General features: G+C 37.8%; 18 protein-coding genes, 2 tRNA genes and 1 other RNA gene. 17 read left to right on the top strand and 4 right to left on the bottom strand.

Features of this window, described 5'->3' with window-relative positions; genetic code table 11:
- Positions 1-3: 3 nt before the first annotated feature.
- The 4 genes from Q8S25_RS10105 to Q8S25_RS10120 all read left to right on the top strand — a co-directional run bounded on the left by Q8S25_RS10105 (position 4) and on the right by Q8S25_RS10120 (position 1545).
- Complete coding sequence (locus Q8S25_RS10105; protein WP_305537346.1) at positions 4-1026, top strand: glycosyltransferase family 2 protein; 1023 nt, start codon at positions 4-6, stop codon at positions 1024-1026.
- Positions 1027-1070: 44 nt separating this feature from the next.
- The gene (locus tag Q8S25_RS10110) at positions 1071-1274 is read left to right on the top strand and encodes a hypothetical protein (protein ID WP_295232845.1); all 204 of its coding nucleotides are present in this window, start codon (positions 1071-1073) and stop codon (positions 1272-1274) included.
- 68 nt (positions 1275-1342) lie between these two features.
- A tRNA-Gly gene (locus Q8S25_RS10115) sits at positions 1343-1418 on the top strand.
- Between the two features lie 41 nt (positions 1419-1459).
- Positions 1460-1545: transfer RNA gene (locus tag Q8S25_RS10120), tRNA-Leu, on the top strand.
- A gap of 193 nt (positions 1546-1738) precedes the next feature.
- Here Q8S25_RS10120 and purE read toward each other — a convergent pair.
- Together purE and Q8S25_RS10130 are read right to left on the bottom strand one after the other, a co-directional pair.
- Positions 1739-2257, bottom strand: coding sequence for a 5-(carboxyamino)imidazole ribonucleotide mutase (gene purE, locus Q8S25_RS10125; RefSeq protein ID WP_305537349.1), 519 nt, complete (start codon positions 2255-2257; stop codon positions 1739-1741).
- A 10-nt stretch (positions 2258-2267) separates the two neighbouring features.
- On the bottom strand, positions 2268-2990 hold the full coding sequence (locus Q8S25_RS10130; protein ID WP_305537351.1) for a pyridoxine 5'-phosphate synthase: 723 nt from the start codon (positions 2988-2990) through the stop codon (positions 2268-2270).
- Between the two features lie 62 nt (positions 2991-3052).
- Between Q8S25_RS10130 and Q8S25_RS10135 the strand changes: the two genes are divergently transcribed.
- On the top strand, positions 3053-4891 hold the full coding sequence (locus Q8S25_RS10135) for a UbiD family decarboxylase (RefSeq protein WP_305537353.1): 1839 nt from the start codon (positions 3053-3055) through the stop codon (positions 4889-4891).
- A gap of 51 nt (positions 4892-4942) precedes the next feature.
- A complete protein-coding gene (locus Q8S25_RS10140; RefSeq protein WP_305537355.1) occupies positions 4943-6148 on the top strand; it encodes an anhydro-N-acetylmuramic acid kinase in 1206 nt (401 codons plus the stop codon).
- 54 nt (positions 6149-6202) lie between these two features.
- On the opposite strand, the gene Q8S25_RS10145 is transcribed toward Q8S25_RS10140, so the two are convergent.
- Positions 6203-6640, bottom strand: a complete 438-nt coding sequence (locus Q8S25_RS10145; RefSeq protein WP_305537357.1) for a hypothetical protein — start codon at positions 6638-6640, stop codon at positions 6203-6205.
- A gap of 385 nt (positions 6641-7025) precedes the next feature.
- On the opposite strand from Q8S25_RS10145, the gene rpmB reads away from it, so the two are divergent.
- The 5 genes from rpmB (at position 7026) to Q8S25_RS10170 (ending at position 9104) form a co-directional block, all read left to right on the top strand.
- On the top strand, positions 7026-7262 hold the full coding sequence (gene rpmB, locus Q8S25_RS10150; RefSeq protein ID WP_295189181.1) for a 50S ribosomal protein L28: 237 nt from the start codon (positions 7026-7028) through the stop codon (positions 7260-7262).
- A gap of 25 nt (positions 7263-7287) precedes the next feature.
- Positions 7288-7470: a 50S ribosomal protein L33 gene (rpmG, locus tag Q8S25_RS10155; RefSeq protein WP_295189178.1), complete on the top strand. Its 183-nt coding sequence runs from the start codon at positions 7288-7290 to the stop codon at positions 7468-7470.
- Positions 7471-7472: 2 nt separating this feature from the next.
- Positions 7473-7646, top strand: a complete 174-nt coding sequence (locus tag Q8S25_RS10160; RefSeq protein WP_295189174.1) for a DUF4295 family protein — start codon at positions 7473-7475, stop codon at positions 7644-7646.
- A 79-nt stretch (positions 7647-7725) separates the two neighbouring features.
- Positions 7726-8688, top strand: coding sequence for a signal recognition particle-docking protein FtsY (ftsY, locus tag Q8S25_RS10165; RefSeq protein WP_305537360.1), 963 nt, complete (start codon positions 7726-7728; stop codon positions 8686-8688).
- Between the two features lie 5 nt (positions 8689-8693).
- Positions 8694-9104: a hypothetical protein gene (locus tag Q8S25_RS10170; protein ID WP_305537362.1), complete on the top strand. Its 411-nt coding sequence runs from the start codon at positions 8694-8696 to the stop codon at positions 9102-9104.
- On the opposite strand, the gene Q8S25_RS10175 is transcribed toward Q8S25_RS10170, so the two are convergent.
- A complete protein-coding gene (locus Q8S25_RS10175; RefSeq protein WP_305537364.1) occupies positions 9101-9577 on the bottom strand; it encodes a hypothetical protein in 477 nt (158 codons plus the stop codon). The genes Q8S25_RS10170 and Q8S25_RS10175 overlap by 4 nt on opposite strands.
- A 110-nt stretch (positions 9578-9687) precedes the next feature.
- Here Q8S25_RS10175 and Q8S25_RS10180 point away from each other — a divergent pair, with 110 nt between their 5' ends.
- From Q8S25_RS10180 to prfB, 6 genes are all read left to right on the top strand, one after another.
- Entirely contained in the window at positions 9688-10653 is a 966-nt protein-coding gene (locus tag Q8S25_RS10180) for a polyprenyl synthetase family protein (RefSeq protein ID WP_305537366.1), read from the top strand.
- Positions 10654-10684: 31 nt separating this feature from the next.
- Entirely contained in the window at positions 10685-12385 is a 1701-nt protein-coding gene (locus Q8S25_RS10185; protein ID WP_305537368.1) for an amino acid permease, read from the top strand.
- Positions 12382-13407: a Smr/MutS family protein gene (locus Q8S25_RS10190; RefSeq protein ID WP_305537370.1), complete on the top strand. Its 1026-nt coding sequence runs from the start codon at positions 12382-12384 to the stop codon at positions 13405-13407. The genes Q8S25_RS10185 and Q8S25_RS10190 overlap by 4 nt, the downstream gene beginning before the upstream one ends.
- Positions 13408-13525: 118 nt before the next feature.
- An RNA gene (gene rnpB / locus Q8S25_RS10195) (RNase P RNA component class A) lies at positions 13526-13895 on the top strand.
- A 73-nt stretch (positions 13896-13968) separates the two neighbouring features.
- Positions 13969-18720, top strand: coding sequence for a hypothetical protein (locus Q8S25_RS10200; protein ID WP_305537372.1), 4752 nt, complete (start codon positions 13969-13971; stop codon positions 18718-18720).
- Positions 18721-18755: 35 nt separating this feature from the next.
- Positions 18756-19845, top strand: a protein-coding gene (gene prfB, locus Q8S25_RS10205) for a peptide chain release factor 2 (RefSeq protein WP_305537374.1) whose coding sequence is annotated in 2 segments (ribosomal slippage) — positions 18756-18815 and positions 18817-19845 — 1089 coding nt in all. Because the reading frame shifts where the segments join, the coding sequence is not laid out codon by codon here.

The raw sequence follows: 19845 nt of genomic DNA on the forward strand, positions 1-19845 counted from the left end.
ATTTTGACCCCATCCGTTGCTGTAGTAATATTAAATTATAATGGTAAAAAGCACCTTGAGCAATTTTTGCCTTCGGTGATGGCTACTGATTATTTGAATATTCGTATTATAGTTGCAGACAACGGCTCTACGGATGATTCAATTGCATTTGTACAAGCCAACTACCCGCATATTCAAATTTTGGATCATCATACCAATGAGGGGTTTGCTGGTGGGTATAATTGGGCTTTGCAAAGGGTAGAAGCCGATTATTATGTTTTACTGAACTCAGATGTTCAAGTGAGCAATGATTGGATTAATCCTGTAATTGATTTAATGGAACAGGATAAATCCATTGCTGCAGCTCAACCAAAAATGCGTTCTTTTCATGAACCAGATTTATTTGAATATGCGGGTGCTGCAGGTGGGTGGATTGATTTTTTAGGGTATCCATTTTCTCGCGGTAGGGTTTTTGATATTTGTGAAACCGATAACGGGCAATTTGATGGTGCCGAAAAAATATTTTGGGCTTCGGGTGCGGCTATGTTTGTGCGGGCTTCAGTGTACCATGAAATGAAAGGTTTCGACCCTTATTTTTTTGCACATCAAGAAGAAATTGATTTGTGTTGGAGAATGCAATTGGCTGGGTATAAAATAATGGCTTGTCCTTCATCAGAAGTTTTTCATGTAGGCGGTGGTACACTGCCTAGAGGTGGTCGTAAAGTATTCTTGAATTTCAGGAATAACCTAATCATGTTGGCTAAAAATTTGCCATTCAATGAATTGATTTGGAAACTTCCTTTCCGTTTTTTCTTGGATGCTATTTCTGCTTGGAAGGGATTATTTACAGGCGATTTCTATTTTTTTACTGCTATCATGAAAGCTCATTTTGCTTTTAGTTGGTGGTTTTTTACCCGTTATATAAGCACCCCTAAAGTGAGGAAACCTATGCGGGAACTGCATGGAGTCTACTCTGGGTCGGTTGTTTGGAACTATTTTGTTCGGAATAAAAAACGTTTTCTAGAAATTATATCCACAAAGGGATGATAATTTTAGTTGCATACCCTATTTTTGCAAAGCAATAATCTACTATGTCACAGGAAATATTAGAACACAAAGAAAAAGACATTAAGACTAATTGGGTGAATTCATCCAGATTCTTATTTTATCTACAAGTATTTTGCATTCTAGCTTTTGTATTAGGCGGTTGTTACCGTATGTACAACCAACGCTACAAGGGAAAACCAAAAGTAGAAGTACAAAGCAGCTCTAAATACAAGCCTGAGTATAAATAGTCTAAAAAAAATTTTGTTATGAACTAGAGATTGCTATTTTTGCACTCCCAATTTAGTTCTTACAAACCGCGGAAGTAGCTCATTTGGTAGAGCACGACCTTGCCAAGGTCGGGGTGGCCGGTTCGAGCCCGGTCTTCCGCTCCAAAAAAATCCCGCTCTTATTGGGTCGGGATTTTTTCATGGCAGCCCCGGTGGTGGAATTGGTAGACACGCAGGACTTAAAATCCTGTTCGCCGCAACGCGAGTAACGGTTCAACTCCGTTCCGGGGCACAAAGCCTCTCTGAATTTTCGGAGAGGCTTTTTTGTTTGGGTAACGTGGCAAACTTGTTTGCCAAAGTGAACCAAATAAAAAAGCCTACATCGCTGAAAGCGATGTGGAGGCTTTGAGTAAGACCAAATATTCGGTAATCAGCGAGCGCAGCGAGCTAATCCGTTCCTTTCTAATTTTAATCCGTTCCTTTTTTTACTGATCAAAAAGGTTCGGCCATTTAGACTTCATGCCTGCAGCTTTTTCTTCAACAGCATGTTTCATATCTGTTTTGTAGTTGGCTATTTTAGTAGCAATGCTTGCATCAAAAGCACCAATAATTTGAGCTGCTAATAGTCCTGCATTTTTTGCAGCATTCAGTGCTACTGTAGCAACAGGAACCCCATTGGGCATTTGTAGAATTGATAAAACAGAATCCCACCCATCCATTGAGTTAGAAGATTTAATGGGCACACCAATCACTGGTAAAGTAGTAACAGATGCCACCATTCCTGGTAAATGCGCCGCACCACCCGCGCCTGCAATAATTACTTTCAAACCTCTGTGTGCAGCGGAGGAAGCATAGTTTATCATTCTCTGTGGGGTTCTATGTGCAGATACAACAGTTAATTCAAAAGGGATACCCATTTCTTGTAAAACAAATGCCGCTGCTTCCATTACCGATAAATCGCTATCGCTTCCCATGATAATGCCTACCTGAGGTTGATTGTTCATATTGTAATTATTAATGTGTTAATTGTCTTTTATATAATTGCACTGTATTTTCTAAACCTAAATAAATAGCATCACAAATTAATGCATGTCCAATACTCACTTCGTCTAGCCAAGGTATTTCTTTACTAAAATAGCCAAGATTAAATCTGTCTAAATCATGACCTGCATTCAATCCCAATCCCAATAATCTAGCTGCTTCTGCAGCTGCTTTAAAAGGGGCAATGGCCTGTTCTTTATTTCCTAAAGCAAATTGCTGCGCATATGATTCTGTGTATAATTCAATACGATCGGTACCTGTAGTTGCTGCAGCTTCTACCATAGAAACATCAGGGTCTACAAAAATAGATACTCGAATACCTGCATTTTTAAATACCGCAATGGTGGTCTTCAAATATGCTTGGTGTTCAATGGTATTCCATCCATGGTTGCTCGTTAATTGTCCTAATGCATCGGGTACTAATGTAACTTGTGCCGGCTTTGAAGCCAATACCAGGTCTACAAATTTTTGTTCAGTTGGATTCCCTTCAATATTGAATTCGGTATGCAATACTTTTTTTAAATCGTATACATCGGCATAACGAATATGTCGCTCATCTGGTCTGGGGTGAACCGTGATTCCATCGGCACCAAATTGCTCTATATCTAGGGCAGATTTTACCAAATTGGGGTTATTTCCACCTCTGCTATTACGAAGGGTTGCTAATTTATTAATATTGACACTAAGCTTTGTCATGGTACAAATTTACTTAAACTATTCGCATATCAACTTTTGCTGTTTAGCTTTGTTAATACATTATGAACTATCCATCACTCGAAGCCTGTTTAATTGATCTAGAGAAAAACGGTCAATTGATTAGAATAAAAGAAGAAGTTGATCCTTATTTAGAAATGGCAGCTATTCATTTAAGGGTATATGAAGCCAAAGGACCTGCTTTATTATTCGAAAATGTGAAGGGGAGTAAGTTCAGGGCTGCATCCAATATTTTCGGCACGCTAGAAAGATCAAAGTTCATCTTTAGGGATACCATTGCATCGGTTCAACAATTGATTGAATTAAAAAATGATCCAATCAAAGCCATTAAATCTCCCTTGCAAAATGCATCTGCTGCTTTGGCTGCATTAAAAGCCTTGCCATTAAAAAATCCATGGACTAAGCCAGTGATGTACGAAGAAATTAACATTAGTGATTTACCCTTGATTCAACATTGGCCAATGGATGGAGGTGCATTTGTAACCTTACCGCAAGTTTATACAGAAGACATTGATCAGCCAGGCATAATGAAGTCTAATTTAGGCATGTATCGGATACAGCTAAATGGGAACAATTATATTAAAGACAAAGAAATAGGTTTGCATTATCAATTACATAGGGGAATTGGGGTGCATCAAACCAAGGCGAATGCAAAAGGGCTTCCATTAAAAGTAAGTTGCTTTGTGGGTGGTCCACCTTCGCATACTTTATCGGCCGTAATGCCATTGCCCGAAGGCATTAGCGAAATGACTTTTGCTGGTGTATTAGGTGGTAGAAGATTCCGATATACCTATGAAGATGGGTATTGTATTAGCACCGACGCAGACTTTGTTATTACAGGGGAAGTGTTCCCCGGTGAAAACAAGCCTGAAGGCCCATTTGGCGATCATTTGGGTTATTATAGTTTACAACACGATTTTCCCTTGATGAAAGTGCATAAAGTTTATGCCAAAAAAGATGCAATCTGGTCTTTCACCGTGGTTGGAAGACCTCCACAAGAAGATACCAGTTTTGGGGAGTTAATTCATGAAATTACTGGGGCCGCTATTCCGCAAGAAGTACCTGGCTTAAAAGAAGTACACGCAGTAGATGCTGCGGGTGTTCACCCTTTGTTATTAGCTGTGGGAAGCGAGCGCTATACTCCCTATACACCCACTAAACAACCCGCCGAATTGTTAACTATTGCTAATCATGTTTTGGGAACAGGGCAATTGAGTTTGGCCAAGTTTTTATTTATTGCAGCAGACGATACCAATCAATTGAAAGCACACCATGTGTTCAATTTCATGAAATATGTTTTAGAAAGAATTAACCTGCAAAGAGATATTCATTTTTATACCAACACCACCATTGATACTTTAGATTATTCTGGCACTGGATTAAATTCAGGAAGTAAAGTGGTATTGGCTGCATATGGAGAACCTATTCGTGAATTAGCTATTGAAGTGCCTTCTGTTTTAAATGGACTTGTGCAATTCGAAAATCCAAAGATCGTAATGCCAGGCGTGATTGCACTAAAAACAAAACCTTTTGCTGATTATGCAACAGTGAAAGAGGAAATGAAAATGCTGAACTACCAGTTGCATGAGGCAGTTGGTCAGTTAAAAGGAATAGCCATCATTGTTGTTTGTGATGATGCTGAGTTTGTTGCTGCCAATATGCGTAATTATTTATGGGTAACTTATACCCGTTGCAATCCTTCACATGATATGCATGGGATTAAAGAGTCAGTGGTGAATAAGCATTGGGGTTGTGAAGGTCCATTGGTGATTGATGCAAGAATTAAACCCCATCATGCACCTCCAGTAGAAAAAGACCCTGCTGTTGAAAAACGCATTGATCGAATTTTTGCCAAGGGAGGAAGTTTGCAGAATATTGCGTAATCGGCAGTATTCTTTGCGGCTATTTGCGTATTTTAGGTAAAATTATTAGGCATGAACCAATATATTGCTCAATTAGCCCGTATGGGGGCTGCTAAAAAAAGGACCATTATTGGGTTAATGAGTGGCACTTCATTGGACGGTTTGGATATTGCATTATGCGAAATTGGTGGAAGTGGGATGGAAACCGAAGTGGTATTGAAAAAATTTACAACAGTTCCATTTGAAGAAGCATTTAAAAATTCCATCAGGTCTATTTTTTCTAAAAAAATCGTTGATTTTGAACAGTTGTGTTTATTAAATCCATGGGTTGGTGAAAAACATGCTTCCATTATTTTAGCTACTTTGAAAAGTTGGGGGATTGATCCCTCCGAAATAGATTTAATTGCCAGTCATGGGCAAACGGTTTATCATGCCCCTAAAATTTTACATGGCCATCCTCAATTTGGAAACGGCACTTTGCAAATTGGAGATGGGGATCATATTGCGGTTAAAACGGGCATCATTACTATTAGCGATTTCAGGCAAAAACATATTGCTGCAGGGGGAGAAGGTGCACCACTAGCAGTATATGGAGATTATTTTATTTTTAGCAAAAAGGGCGAAGACCGGATCATGTTAAATATTGGCGGAATTGCCAACTATACTTTTTTACCTGGGAATTTAGACGCTTCCAAAATTTTTAGTACCGATACTGGTCCGGGGAATACATTGATGGATCAGTTGGCTCAAAAACATTTTGATTTGCCTTACGATAAAGATGCTGCTATAGCATTGCAAGGAACAGTTAATAATGCATTATTAAAAGTATTATTAAAAGATGAGTTTTTTGAGAAACCCTTTCCAAAAACTACCGGACCTGAATTGTTCAACCTTGATTATTTAGAAAAAGCAATAGTAGCAGCTGAACAAAAAGGAATTACTGTGTACGATACAATGGCTACGTTAAATAGACTCACTGCACAAACTATAGTAGCAGCTATTCAAAAGGGACAGGAGATGATTGGGCACAAAAAATTATCCATTTATAGCAGCGGTGGAGGGATGCATAATCCAATGATTATGCAGCATATTAAAGCGGCTTTACCCGAGTCTACTTTTTTTACTACCGATGCGTTGCAAATTCATCCCGATGCAAAAGAAGCTGTCTTATTTGCCGTTCTTGCGAATGAACATGTGGCTGGTGGTGTGCTTGAAATTGGCGCTGGCAAAGCAGGTATTCCTGCAGTAACAATGGGAAAGATCAGTTTCCCTAAATAAACAGCCGCCCCTTTTGGGAGCGGCCGCTCTTCTTAAACCATATTGCGCTGCGAACTACTTTCTTGAATTAGAAAAAAAGCTTACTTCTCCATATTCAGTGATGGCTAAAACCAAATATTCTGATTCAGTTGTCATAGATACATAATAGGTAGACTCATTGTAACCATTGGTAAAAACAATGCACTCTTCTAAGTTGTATGCTGGGAATGTGTACTTGCTTGTAATTGTTTTGATGGCATTTTTAGGAAGCTTATCAAAATCTTGGTAACGAGTGGTTCCAATTAAATCACCTTCTTGATTGTAAAATACTTCTACTTTTTGTTCTTCTACTACTACACTTGCTTTTTCAAAATTGGCTGCTGATTTCCATTGAACATTGGAAACCTTGCCCAATAGGCTTTTCAAGTTGCCTTTATCGTTTAAACTGGTTGTTGTGGTAGCAAAGCTACTGGTGCTTACTAAAACTGCTGCTGCAATTAAAATCTTTTTCATAATGTTTTATTTTGTGTTAGTTATTTAATTTTTACAAGTCAAAACTACTTGCTTGCATATATCAGACGAAGCTGATTGTGATAGGTTACATAGCTATAGGGGGTATTTAGATGAGCGGTAAAGCATACGGTGAGCATGTTTTTGCAAACACACTTGAAATGAGCTACTGTAGCGGTTTATAAGCTATTTGTTCAAAAAATGTTAAGGAGCTCGGGGCTGTGATGAGAATTGTTAAAGGAACTTTCACACTTGATAAAAGGTTGGTGAATAGCCCGTTTTAGGGTTAATTTTGAAAAAAAAGGAAAAAAACCTTTTTTACTCTTGTTATTTTGGTGGATTTACTTACCTTTGCCGTCCGAAAAAATCGGAAAAAAACATTTGAGTCATGGCAAGAGTATGTCAGATAACCGGTAAAAAGCCAATAGTTGGTAACAGTGTTTCTCACTCAAACATTAAAACCAAGCGTCGTTTCTTACCTAATTTGCAAAAAAAGCGTTTCTTCTTTGCAGAAGAAGATCGTTGGGTAACAATGAAAGTGTCTACGGATGCTCTCAGAACCATTAATAAAAATGGTCTTAGTACAGTAATCAAAGAAATGAGGGCCAACGGCGCTAAAATCTAACTAAACACAGTAAACTACCTATAAAATGGCAAAGAAAGGTAACAGGGTTCAAGTAATATTAGAATGCACTGAGCATAAGACCAGCGGTCAAGCCGGTACAAGTCGTTATATTACTACCAAGAACAAGAAGAATACGCCTGAGCGTATTGAATTGAAGAAATTCAACCCAATTTTGAAAAAAGTAACCGTTCATAAAGAAATCAAATAATCATGGCTAAAGTAGCTTCCAAAAACGCGAAAGTAAAAGACTTAAAAGCAGCAGCTGAAGCAAAGAACTGGACTAAAGTAATTAAGGCCGTTCGTAGCCCTAAGTCTGGTGCATACACTTTCAAAGAGCAAATCATACACAAAGACAAAGTAAACGAGTTCATCTCAGCGAAATAGTCTTTTGTTGTTAATAATCTTAAAGCTTCCTTCATAATAGTCGGAGGCTTTTTTGTATTAAACCATAAATACATGTACAATGGGTTTTTTCGATAAATTATTTGGTAAAAAAGAGAAGGAAAGCCTTGATCAGGGTTTACAAAAAACCAAAGAAGGTTTCTTGTCTAAGCTCACCAAAGCAATTGCCGGCAAAACTACTATTGACGATGAAGTGCTAGATAATTTGGAAGAAGCATTAATTGGTGCAGATGTAGGTGTTGAAACTACATTGAAAATTATCAAGCAAATTGAATTAAGGGCAAAAAGTGATAAATACCTCAATACCAGTGAATTAAACACGATACTTCAAGAAGAAATTGCATCTGTTTTAGTAGATGCCCCCGCTGATTCCTTACAAGGATTCAACTTTCCTGCAAATAAGAAGCCGTATATTATTTTGGTTGTTGGTGTTAATGGGGTGGGTAAAACAACAACCATAGGTAAATTGGCTTCCCGCTTTAAAGCGGCTGGAAATGAAGTTATATTAGGTGCTGCGGACACGTTTAGAGCTGCTGCTGTTGATCAATTAACCATTTGGAGCGAACGAGTTGGGGTGCCTATTGTTAAGCAAGCTATGGGGTCCGATCCTAGTGCTGTTGCTTTTGATACCGTGGCCAGTGCTGTTGCTAAAAATGCAGATATCGTTATTATAGATACTGCAGGGCGTTTACACAATAAAGCCCATTTAATGGATGAGTTAAATAAAATTAAGCGGGTAATTCAAAAAGTAGTTCCCGATGGGCCTCATGAAGTATTATTGGTATTGGATGGGTCTACCGGTCAAAATGCGGTTGAACAAGCACGTCATTTTACTGCAACTACCAATGTTACTGCATTAGCTATTACAAAATTAGATGGTACAGCTAAAGGCGGGGTTGTTTTGGCTATTGCCGATCAATTCAGTATTCCCGTAAAATATATTGGTGTTGGCGAAAAAGTAGAAGATTTATTAATTTTCAATAAAGCAGCTTTTGTAGATACTTTATTTTCTATTCAAAAATAATCAAAATGAAAAAAGGGATCATTCTATTGGCCATTTTGGCTATTGTTTCAACTGAGTTGAATGCTCAACTAGGAAATGTATTGGATAAAGCTAAATTGGCTTCAACCACTGCTCAATTTGATGTAAATTCATTAACCAGTGGTATAATGGGAAAGCTTTCTTCTGCGTTGGCGTTATCTGCCGCTCAAAAGCCCAAAGTAGCCAGTGTTATTACTGAGTATTTGAGCCAAAAAGCACAATTTATTGCTAAACAAAAAACCAGTCCAGCAGAATATACACAACGTCAAATGGGTATTTTTCAAGGAGTTAAATCTAAATTGGCCGGAATATTGGTCAAAAATCAAATGAATAAGTTCCTAGGATTGAAGCCTGCTACCAATGATCCGGCCAACGTTTTGTCTCAATTGTTTTTTTAGAAAGTATAGCGAATAGCTAATCCTCCCCATCCACCTTCAAAATAGTTGTATCCTATAATATTAAAGGAGGGCTGCCAATCAAAACTGAGGTTGAGCGGAGCTCCTTTAATTTTATAGTCCAATCCCAATACTCCATCTACTCCAATAGCTAATCCATTGGCCCTGGTGGGGTACCTATTTTTCCAGCTATCACTCCATATACCTAAATGTCCACCTCCACCTACATACCACTGCAGCCCTTCGGCCCCTTCAATGGGAAAGTGCAACTCATATAATCCAGTTAGCCTAAATCCATCAGCAGAAATATATCCCAACCCTTCAATGGCTTTGCCTTTTGCAATAAAATGTTTTACAGAAACAGCTCCTGGATACATTTTTACTCCCAATGCTGTTTGATAGCTGGTTCCATTATTTTGAGCATAGGTTGTTCCGCCAATGAATAGGGCAGCTAATAGTGCAAATGTTCTTCTCATAGTCTTTGTTTTACTTTATCCTTATAAAATCATGCCAATCATCAACCTAAGTAGTAAAAAAAATGTTAAGCTCCTGAACAGTTCCATTTTTTTATAATTAGGTTTGTAGCATGTATTCATTTAAAGAATTAGTTGTACAGTTTAGCGAGCAATTTTCTTCGGCCCATTTTGACAATGAACCTGCATCATTGTATGATCCTTGTAATTATTTTTTAACCATTGGAGGTAAAAGAATTAGGCCCATTTTATGTTTAATGGGAAATGAATTGTTTAATGAAATTGATAAAGATGCTTTTCAGTTGGCTACTGCCATTGAGCTCTTCCATAATTTTACTTTAATTCATGATGATATTATGGATGCTGCTGCGCTAAGACGTGGCATGGAAACCATTCACACTAAATACAACAGCAGCACTGCTATACTTGCAGGTGATGTAATGATGATTAAGTCTTATGAATACATTAATAAGATGAATGGTCCTTACTTGCAAAAAATTTTGCGCATATTTAATACTACTGCTAAAGAAGTATGTGAAGGGCAACAGTTAGACATGGATTTTGAGCAAAAGGAAATGGTTACTTTAGATCAGTATATTCAAATGATCACTTTAAAAACTTCGGTATTATTAGCTGCCAGTTTAGAAATGGGTGCAATCATAGGTGGTGCAAGCGAAGGAAATTGTAAGCATTTGTATGAGTTTGGTAAAAATTTAGGGATTGCTTTTCAAATTCAAGATGATTACCTAGATGCATTTGGTAATCCAGAAAAATTTGGAAAAGAAGTTGGGGGCGATATTCGCCAAAACAAAAAAACGTTTTTGTTATTACACACACTTGAAGTAGCTCCTGATGAACAGAAACAACAGTTAATGCAATTAATGAAAGACCAATCATCTCAGAAAGTACAAAAAGTGTTGTCTATTTATAAAGCCTGTGGGGTGGATGCCTGGGCCAATACTTTAAAAGAACATTACTTAAATACTGCGCTCAAACACTTAGAAGATATTGCAGTAGTTTCTAGTCGAAAACTGCCCCTGAAAGAATTGGCTAGCTTCTTGATTCAACGAGATGTTTAATTTGCTTATCTTCCTACCAAAATAATCATACATGTCTTCTTCTTTATTTAGAAAGAAATCATTAGATAAAATTACTGCGGATGCAGCTGCTGGTATAAGCGATTCTCATTCAGGTGGACTTAAAAAAGTATTGGGTGTAAAAGACCTTACTTTTATGGGGATTGCAGCTGTTATTGGTGCAGGTATTTTTTCTACCATTGGGTCCGCTGCTTATAATGGAGGTCCTGGAATTGCCATCTTATTTGTAATAACAGCAATTACTTGTGGTTTCAGCGCGCTTTGTTACGCAGAGTTTGCAAGTAGGATTCCTATTTCAGGAAGTGCATACACTTATGCATATGTTTCTTTTGGTGAAGTAGTTGCCTGGATTATAGGATGGGCTTTAATTTTGGAATACGCCATTGGAAATATTGTAGTTGCCATTAGTTGGAGCGGCTATTTCAATAATTTATTAGAGGGCTTTCATATTCATTTACCTGGTTGGTTGTCTACCAATGCAAGCAATGCCCAATTAGGATATGAAGAAGCCGTGAAGGCTTTGGCAGCTGGTGAAGCACCAGAAACCATGACCAAGCACGCAAAATTGGGGTATGATGCTATTATGAATGCACCTATGATTGGTTCATGGAAAGTTATTTTGAATGTACCAGCATTCTTTATTGTTATGTTGATTACTTGGTTGGCTTATATTGGAATTAAAGAAAGTAAGCGCAGTACCAATATTATGGTCATATTTAAATTGGCTGTAATTGTGGGTATCATCATTGTAGGTTTTTTCTATGTTGATACCACTAACTGGACCCCATTTTTACCCAACGGATTTGGCGGAGTCTTGGCTGGTGTTTCAGCGGTATTCTATGCCTATATTGGGTTTGATGCTATTTCTACTACTGCTGAAGAATGTAAGGACCCGCAAAGAGATTTGCCAAAAGGCATGATGTACTCCTTATTAATTTGTACGGTATTATATATTCTTGTAGCATTGGTATTAACTGGTATGGTGCATTACAGTGAATTGAAAGTGGATGATCCTTTGGCTTATGTTTTTGATAAGTTGAATATGAATAAAATTGGGTACCTTATTTCTGTGAGTGCTGTTGTTGCTACCACTAGTGTATTATTGGTTTTTCAAATGGGACAACCTCGAATTTGGATGAGCATGAGTAGGGATGGATTATTACCTAAGAAATTTGCACAAGTACATCCCAAATACCAAACTCCATCATTTTCTACCATTGTAACAGGATTATTAGTTGGAATTCCTTCCTTATTTATCAGCAGTGGGTTCATGACCGACCTTACTAGTATTGGAACTTTATTTGCTTTTGTATTGGTTTGCTTTGGGGTTTTGGTATTGCCTAAAATAGCTGAAGGTGCAGGACGAAAAGGGTTTAAGCTTCCTTACATTAATGGTAAATATATTATACCTGCAATTGTATTGCTTATTACCGTTTTGTTCAGGAATAGAATTAATGATGCTTTCATTAATATAGGCAATGAAGGATCTCAAGAAATATTATTTTTAATTTTCATGGTTATTGCTTTAGTAACCGCATTCTATAGTTTCATAAGGTCTTATTCTTTTATTCCTGTTGCAGGAGCCCTATGCTGTTTATACTTAATGATTGAAATTCCTGCAATTAGTTGGCTTTGGTTTTTTGGTTGGATGGCTTTGGGATTAATTATTTATTTCTTTTATGGCAAAAACAAAAGCAAATTGGCTCAATCATGAAGTACCAAATAGGCGATGATATCTTAGTGTTGCACAGCAATGAGGAGGGTAAAGTAATAGAAATTATCAACGACAAGATGGTGATGATTGAAGTAAGGGGAGTGAAGTTTCCTGCCTATATGGATCAGATAGACTTCCCATATTTCAAACGATTTACAGAGAAAAAAAATATCCCGTCTAAAAAAATTGAACCCAAAACATATGTAGATCAGGTTCCAAAAGAAAAGCCACAGCCCAATCAAATTAAGGTTTCAGAAGGAGTCTGGTTGTCATTTATACCTAAATTTGCTTTAGATGATTTTAACGACGAAGTAGTAGAGTTACTAAAAATTCATTTGGTAAATAAAACCAATCAGGGGTATCAATTTGTATATCATCAGTACTTTAATGGGGAAGAATTTTTTTCACTAAAAAATGATATTCAACCATTTCATGATTTTTATTTGCACGATATCAAATTTGAAGCAATTAATGATACCCCTTCTTTTTCAATAGATTTTAGTTTGCTAAATCAACAAAAAGGAAAAGCGGAACATTACGAAGTTCAGTTGAAATTGAAGCCTAAACAGGTTTTTCAAAAAATTGAATTGCTGAAGGAGAACAACGAGCCCACTTTTTCTTATTCCTTATTTAATGATTATCCTGATAAGGCATTAGATACTTTGCCTTTAGATAGTTTAAGAGCTAAAGGTTACAAAGTATACGATGCTGGACGTGTAAAAGAATTCCTACCACCTGCAAGATCCGTTATTGATTTACATATTGAAAAACTAACCAATGAGCATGCCCATATGACCAACTTTGAAATGTTGACACTACAGTTAGCTGAATTAGAAAAATGGGTAGATTTAGCTGTTGCACATAAGCAATCAGAACTGGTAGTCATTCATGGCGTAGGAACAGGCAAACTTAGAGAGGAAGTGCACGAAGTACTCAAAACTCGAAGGGAGGTGAAACAGTTTTACAATCAATATGATGCCCGTTTTGGATATGGTGCAACACAAGTATTCTTTCAATATTAGTTTTTCGGCACTTATTGACGCATAGTTTATACAAAGTAATGGGTATTTTTTGTGCCTATCTGTTAATTCAGCTATGCTATAGACCACATTGCTCAGTCAATACGTATCTTCGTAAGTACTATAAACCCGAGCCATCGCTCCAATTTATTGGGGAGGAAAGTCCGGACAGTATAGAGCAACCCACCGGTTAAGCGCCGGCTTCCTAATTTATTGGGAAAGAGAGAGTGCCACAGAAAATAACTACCATGCTAAAACATGGAAAAGGTGAAAATGTGAGGTAAGAGCTCACGGTAACAGGTGGTAACACTTGTTGTGGGTAAACCTTGGGTACTGTAATGCCATGTAAAGGATTGTTCGAGAGTTGCTCGCTCTCGTTTCCAATTTATTGGAACGCAATCCAGGGTAGGCAGCAAGATCGCAACAGTAATGTTGCGGCTAGATAAATGATGGAGTTGAAACAGAATCCGGCTTACGAGGTTTATGGTATTTTTTTCCGCACCCTATCAATGACTGCAAAACAGCATTGGAACAATTATTTTGTCATAATAAGAAATGATGTTGATGTCTAAGACAAGTATACATTGTGTAAAAGGGTTATTGGCCTTGTTGCTTATTTTAGCAACACAGCTGCTAACTGCGCAATGCGTATTTGTTAGCATTTCAGGTCCTAAATGTGCGGGGGAAGGCACCATCACTGGAACCTTTAGCCGAAGTCCTTATCAAATAGAGTGGATACTCAACGATTCTGTTATTCAAAAATCAAAAGCTTCCTTAAGTACGGTTGCAACCCCAATAGTGAGTGGAAATGTTGCGGGCAAACTTAGGGTTTCAGGAACACATGGTATTGCAATTGACAACAGCGGAAATATTTATGTTTCGGATACCATTAATAATAGAGTAGTTGCCTATAACAAGAATACCCCAGATGGGGTAACTGTAGCTGGTGGTAACGGTGGAGGTAATATGCCCAATCAATTGAATAAACCCGCAGGACTATTTATTGATGGCTTTGGTAATTTATTTGTAACAGATCAATACAATAATAGAGTACTTCGCTTTGCTCCTGGATCAAGTAATGGTTTTTTAGTTGCCGGAGGTAATGGAAAGGGTTCAGGGGCCAATCAGTTAAGTGACCCAAGAGATGTGTATGTTGATGCACAAGGATTCGTTTATATAGCAGATGCAGGAAATCATCGCATTCAAAGATGGGCCCAAGGTGGTGCTTCTGGATTAACTGTTGCGGGTGGTTTTGGTGCGGGTTCAGACTCTTTACGTTTAAATAGCCCTCAGGGGGTTGCAGTAGATGGTAACTTGAATATTTATGTTGCAGATTCTGCCAATAATAGAGTTCAACAGTTTCGATTGGGAAGCGCTGTTGGTAAAACCGTTATGGGACAATTGGGTAAGGGCACTGGTTATGGATACTTATTTCAGCCTGTTGATGTTTTGGTAGATGCGTTTGGGGATGTATATGTAATTGAAGCAGGGAATAATCGAGTTCAAAAATTGTTTAATAATGGGGTTGGAATGGTTACCATTGCGGGAAGTGATAATGGGAGCAGTGGTTCAGACAACAATCAATTCAATTACCCCACAGGAATTGCGTTTGATGCATCCGGCAATTTATTTGTTTTAGACCAGCAAAATGCCAGGGTGCAGCAATATGGGGTGGTTCCCATCAATACAGAATTAAGGCCTTATCAGGGTGGAGTGTATATGGCTAGGGTTAATTCATTCTCAGGTTGTGTTCAACAATCTAATATCATTTATGTAAACCCCAAACCAGATATTAATATAAGTGGCAAAACAGCTATTTGTACTGGGGATGTTGCAGAAATAAAATTAACTGGTAGTACCAATTACACTTGGTTCCCTAATACAGGGGTTAATAAAATAAACGATAGTACTTATTTGCTTAAGCCAGATTCAACCACTTTTTACGGGATTAATTCATTAACAGATAGCGGTTGCGTTTCGTATAGGGCATTAACTATTAATGTTGGATTAAGGTCTATACCTGTAGTAACACCCACTATTTGTTTGTCTCCTGATGCAACTAAAATTACGACCACTATTTTGGGCGATCGGCCAGCTAGTCTAAATTATTTCAGAAATAATGGAATTAAAGCAGGTAGTTTTTTCCCAGAATGGAGTAAAATTGGAACTGCTTTTGCCGGAGGGAATGGTATTGGAAATGGTGCAGGTCAATTTGGGTTACCTATGGGTGCATTTATAGACCCTAAGGGGAATGTTTATGTTGCCGATGCTGTAAATCATCGAATACAATTATGGAAGCCAGGAGACTTGGTGGGAACTACTGTTGTTGGTGGAAAAGGTGAAGGAAGTGCCAACGACCAACTCAATTATCCAACAGGAGTTTTTGTGGATGTTGCGGGTAATATTTATGTAGCCGATCAAAACAATCATCGAATACAATATTTTGCTAAAGGAGCTTCAATAGGCACTACAGTAGCTGGCGGGTTAGGGGCAGGTAATAGCACTTACCAATTAAATTTCCCAGCTAGTGTTTTTGTAGATAGTTATGGAAATATTTATATAGCTGATGCTGGAAATCACCGAGTTCAAAAATGGAGCAATTCAGGTTCGCAAGTTAAAACAGTTGCTGGAACTGGCTTGCCTGGTAATGATGGGGTTAGATTGAATAACCCTCAAGCTGTTTATGTAGATCAGCGAAATAATTTGTTTGTAGCCGATGCCGAAAACCATCGCATCATGTTTTATGATCAAACAAGTTTGGTAGGTGCGGTGGCAGCTGGTAACCGAGGTCCTGGCATTTTGCCCAATCAATTAAATTTTCCTGCAGGTATTTTTGTAGATGGGAACAGCAATATGTTTATTGCAGACAGAGGAAATAATAGAATTCATCGTTGGGCTTTATATGATACAGTTGGAACAACCGTTGCTGGTTTAGCAAATGGGAGCTCAGGTTCTGCACTAGATCAATTACAATTACCTAATGCTGTTGGTATAGACTTAGAAGGAAATATGTATGTAGCAGATAGTAGGAATTATCGCATTCAAAAATATACTATTACTGCGGGCGCAGACACTGTATTGCAAACTAAAATTTCGGGTACTTATACTGCTCTGTCTGCTTCTTTTTCTGGTTGTGTAACTGGCTCAGGGAATGCCTTTGTGGTAGTTGCTCCTGATTTAAAAATTAAAAATGATACTACTGCAATATGTGAGGGTGGGCAAGCAAATCTGATTGTTACTGGGTCAAATAATTATAGGTGGTCACCTGCTGCAGGTTTAAGTGCAACGAATAGAGATACTATTATTGCAAAACCATCAGTAACCACAAAATATACTGTTGTTTCATCCATTGGAAATGGATGTAATTCTACTGCAGATGTAACAATTACCGTGTATAAAAAACCAGTGATGAACATCATTAGTACTACATGCGTATCAAATGAACCCATGAAATTATCAGCTAGCCCTAGAGTGAAGAATGTATTATGGACGCTCAATAATGATACTTTGGTTAATATGGCAAGTAGCTTTAGCAAAACGGCAGAAACCGTTGCTGGTAAACTAGTTGGAGGAACAGACTCCACTCAATTTGGAAGGCCAAGTTTTGTATTTGTAGACGAAAAGAATAATATTTATGTATGCGATCAATGGAATCATCGAATACAAAAATGGCTGCCTGGTGCTAAGTCAGGAATAACGGTTGCAGGCGGTAGAGGTGCAGGAAAAAGATTGAGTCAGTTGAATAATCCAACAAGCATTTTTGTAACAGCGGATGGATTGTTATACATAGCCGATACCGATAATGATAGAATATTGGTATGGAAAGAAGGTGATACAACTGGCACTGTTGTGGCTGGTGGTAATGGTAGAGGAATTAAGCCCAATCAATTGTCTTATCCAACAAGTGTATTTGTAGACGCATACGGATCAGTATATATAGCTGATGCATTAAATGCTAGAATTCAACTTTGGATTAAAGGAAGTATTGCTGGTAAAACTGTAGCAGGGGGTAATTTTGCTGGTGCAAGCGCCAACCAATTAAGTAACCCATTGGGTGTTTTTGTAGATCAAAGAGAAAATATTTATATAGCCGATTCTCAAAATGATCGAATTCAACGTTGGAAATTAGGTGATATTAGAGGAACAACTGTTGCAGGAGGAAAGGGTAAGGGCAATAATGCCAATCAGGTAGTGTCTCCTTTAAATGTTTTTCTTGATGCCAATAATCAATTGATTATTACAGAAGGCGGTACGGCCAATCGAATCAAAAGTTGGAGTGTTGGTGCAGATTCAGGCAAAGTGATTGCTGGTGGAATTGAAAAAGGAACAGCAGCAGATCAATTGGATTTGCCAGGAAGTAGTTTTATAGATTTGGATGGAAATTTATTTGTAGCTGATATGAATAATTTCCGCATTCAACGATATGCTACAACCGATACTGTTTTTTCTATACAACCTAAATTAAAAGGTGTCTATTATGCATTGGCTACTAGTTTTAGTGGTTGTTTGGCAACGTCGGATGACTTTAGATTAGATAGTGGCTATACTCCAACTAAGCCCGTGGTATTTGATATTCAATATTGCCTAAATGAAACAGCAAGGCCATTGGGTGCTTTAGGGGATAGTTTGCTTTGGTATACAAGGGCAAATGGTGGAATTGGTGCAACCACAGCACCTACTCCTTTAACCAGCGTGGTAGGTACTGCAACTTATTGGGTGTCTCGTAGTAATATATTTGCAGGTTGTGAAAGTGTTAGACAAAAAATAACCGTTAATACCAAACCTTTACCTGGTGCATCTCTTGCCATTGTTGGAAAGCAAAATATTTTACCAGGAGACACAACCAGATTAATTGCTTCTGCAGATTCTGGAAAAGTAATTAGCAAAATTCTATGGTACAGAAACGGAACTCAATTGAATTCTATACCAGATACCACTAATAAATTATTTGTATTTTATTCTACCATTGGCAGATACAATATTGCAGTAACCGATACCAATCTTTGTACTTCTATTTCAGATACAATTGATATTAGGGCTGATTTAACTACCGAACAGCAAATTTATTTTTTCCCTAATCCTGTCATCAATTCTGCAAAAATCATTTTTACTCCCTTAACCAATAGCAGTACGTACTTAAAAGTTATATCAAATAATGGGGTGGTTATGATTAACAAACGAATTATAACTGGTACAACAACTGGTAATTTTGTATACGATTTAGAATTGGCTCAATTACCTAAAGGTATTTACAATCTTGAATTGGTTACAGGGGCAGGAAGAATTATTGCTCGAAATCGATTTGTGAAACTCTAACACAATTCCTCCAACATCTTTTGTACTTTTGATGCATGACAATAGAGCAAGTTAAATATATGAGGGACCGCGTAATGGTCCTGAGGAGGTTTCTTTGACGTTGATAATAGACTATATAAAGTAGAGACCGATAGACAGCTTTCCCTTTCACCTGGTTTTTGGGACGACAATGCCCGAGCAACTTCGGTTATGAAGGAAATTAAAGTAAATGAATACTGGCTTAAGCTGTATAAACAGTTAGAAAACGCAGTGGAAGATTTTGTGCTTTTGTTTGATTACTGGAAGGCGGGGGATGCTACAGAAGAAGAAACCAAAGAAGCATTTCATTCTGCACTCTCCCAAATAGAAGAAGCTGAATTTAAAAGTACACTTAATAAACCCGAAGACGAGTTACCTGCAGTGCTCCAAATTAATCCGGGAGCGGGTGGTACAGAAAGCCAGGACTGGGCGGAAATGTTGCTTAGAATGTATCGAATGTATGGGGAGAAGCAAGGATGGAAAGTTACTGAACTTGATTTTCAAGAAGGAGATGGCGCGGGTATTAAAAGTGCAACATTACAATTTGATGGAGACTTTGCCTATGGGTTTTTAAAAGCAGAGAGTGGGGTGCATCGGTTGGTGCGCATATCGCCATTCGACAGCAATGCAAGAAGACATACTTCTTTTGCATCTGTTTTTGTTTATCCACTAATAGATGAGAGTATTGAAATAAATGTAAACCCAGGAGACTTAGAATGGGCTTTCTATAGAAGTGGTGGAAGTGGCGGACAGAATGTAAACAAAGTAGAAACCGCTGTTCGGTTAAAACACTTGCCAAGCGGTATTATTGTTGAATGTCAGCAAGCTAGAACACAGGGAGAGAACAGAGAGTTGGCAATGAAGATGCTAAAGAGTCGACTATATGAAGAAGAATTAAGAAAAAGACAAGAAGCCATTGATGCCACCAATGCAGGGAAGAAAAAAATTGAGTGGGGAAGCCAAATTAGGTCGTACGTATTTCATCCATATAAAATGATAAAAGATCATCGAACTGATTATGAAGTGGGTAATATCGCCCCTGTAATGGATGGAGAAATTGATGGGTTTATAAAAGCATATTTAATGATGCAGCAAGAAAATAATTAA

The sequence above is a fragment of the Sediminibacterium sp. genome, assembly GCF_030695065.1.
GTDB lineage: Bacteria > Bacteroidota > Bacteroidia > Chitinophagales > Chitinophagaceae > Sediminibacterium.

What these genes read in the sequence shown, in the direction of transcription:
- Q8S25_RS10110 (WP_295232845.1), top strand. Translation starts at nt 1,071, where the DNA reads ATGTCACAGGAAATATTAGAACACAAAGAAAAAGACATTAAGACTAAT.
- purE (WP_305537349.1), bottom strand. Translation starts at nt 2,257, where the DNA reads ATGAACAATCAACCTCAGGTAGGCATTATCATGGGAAGCGATAGCGAT.
- Q8S25_RS10130 (WP_305537351.1), bottom strand. Translation starts at nt 2,990, where the DNA reads ATGACAAAGCTTAGTGTCAATATTAATAAATTAGCAACCCTTCGTAAT.
- Q8S25_RS10135 (WP_305537353.1), top strand. Translation starts at nt 3,053, where the DNA reads ATGAACTATCCATCACTCGAAGCCTGTTTAATTGATCTAGAGAAAAAC.
- Q8S25_RS10140 (WP_305537355.1), top strand. Translation starts at nt 4,943, where the DNA reads ATGAACCAATATATTGCTCAATTAGCCCGTATGGGGGCTGCTAAAAAA.
- Q8S25_RS10145 (WP_305537357.1), bottom strand. Translation starts at nt 6,640, where the DNA reads ATGAAAAAGATTTTAATTGCAGCAGCAGTTTTAGTAAGCACCAGTAGC.
- rpmB (WP_295189181.1), top strand. Translation starts at nt 7,026, where the DNA reads ATGGCAAGAGTATGTCAGATAACCGGTAAAAAGCCAATAGTTGGTAAC.
- rpmG (WP_295189178.1), top strand. Translation starts at nt 7,288, where the DNA reads ATGGCAAAGAAAGGTAACAGGGTTCAAGTAATATTAGAATGCACTGAG.
- Q8S25_RS10160 (WP_295189174.1), top strand. Translation starts at nt 7,473, where the DNA reads ATGGCTAAAGTAGCTTCCAAAAACGCGAAAGTAAAAGACTTAAAAGCA.
- ftsY (WP_305537360.1), top strand. Translation starts at nt 7,726, where the DNA reads ATGGGTTTTTTCGATAAATTATTTGGTAAAAAAGAGAAGGAAAGCCTT.
- Q8S25_RS10170 (WP_305537362.1), top strand. Translation starts at nt 8,694, where the DNA reads ATGAAAAAAGGGATCATTCTATTGGCCATTTTGGCTATTGTTTCAACT.
- Q8S25_RS10175 (WP_305537364.1), bottom strand. Translation starts at nt 9,577, where the DNA reads ATGAGAAGAACATTTGCACTATTAGCTGCCCTATTCATTGGCGGAACA.
- Q8S25_RS10180 (WP_305537366.1), top strand. Translation starts at nt 9,688, where the DNA reads ATGTATTCATTTAAAGAATTAGTTGTACAGTTTAGCGAGCAATTTTCT.
- Q8S25_RS10185 (WP_305537368.1), top strand. Translation starts at nt 10,685, where the DNA reads ATGTCTTCTTCTTTATTTAGAAAGAAATCATTAGATAAAATTACTGCG.
- Q8S25_RS10190 (WP_305537370.1), top strand. Translation starts at nt 12,382, where the DNA reads ATGAAGTACCAAATAGGCGATGATATCTTAGTGTTGCACAGCAATGAG.
- Q8S25_RS10200 (WP_305537372.1), top strand. Translation starts at nt 13,969, where the DNA reads ATGTCTAAGACAAGTATACATTGTGTAAAAGGGTTATTGGCCTTGTTG.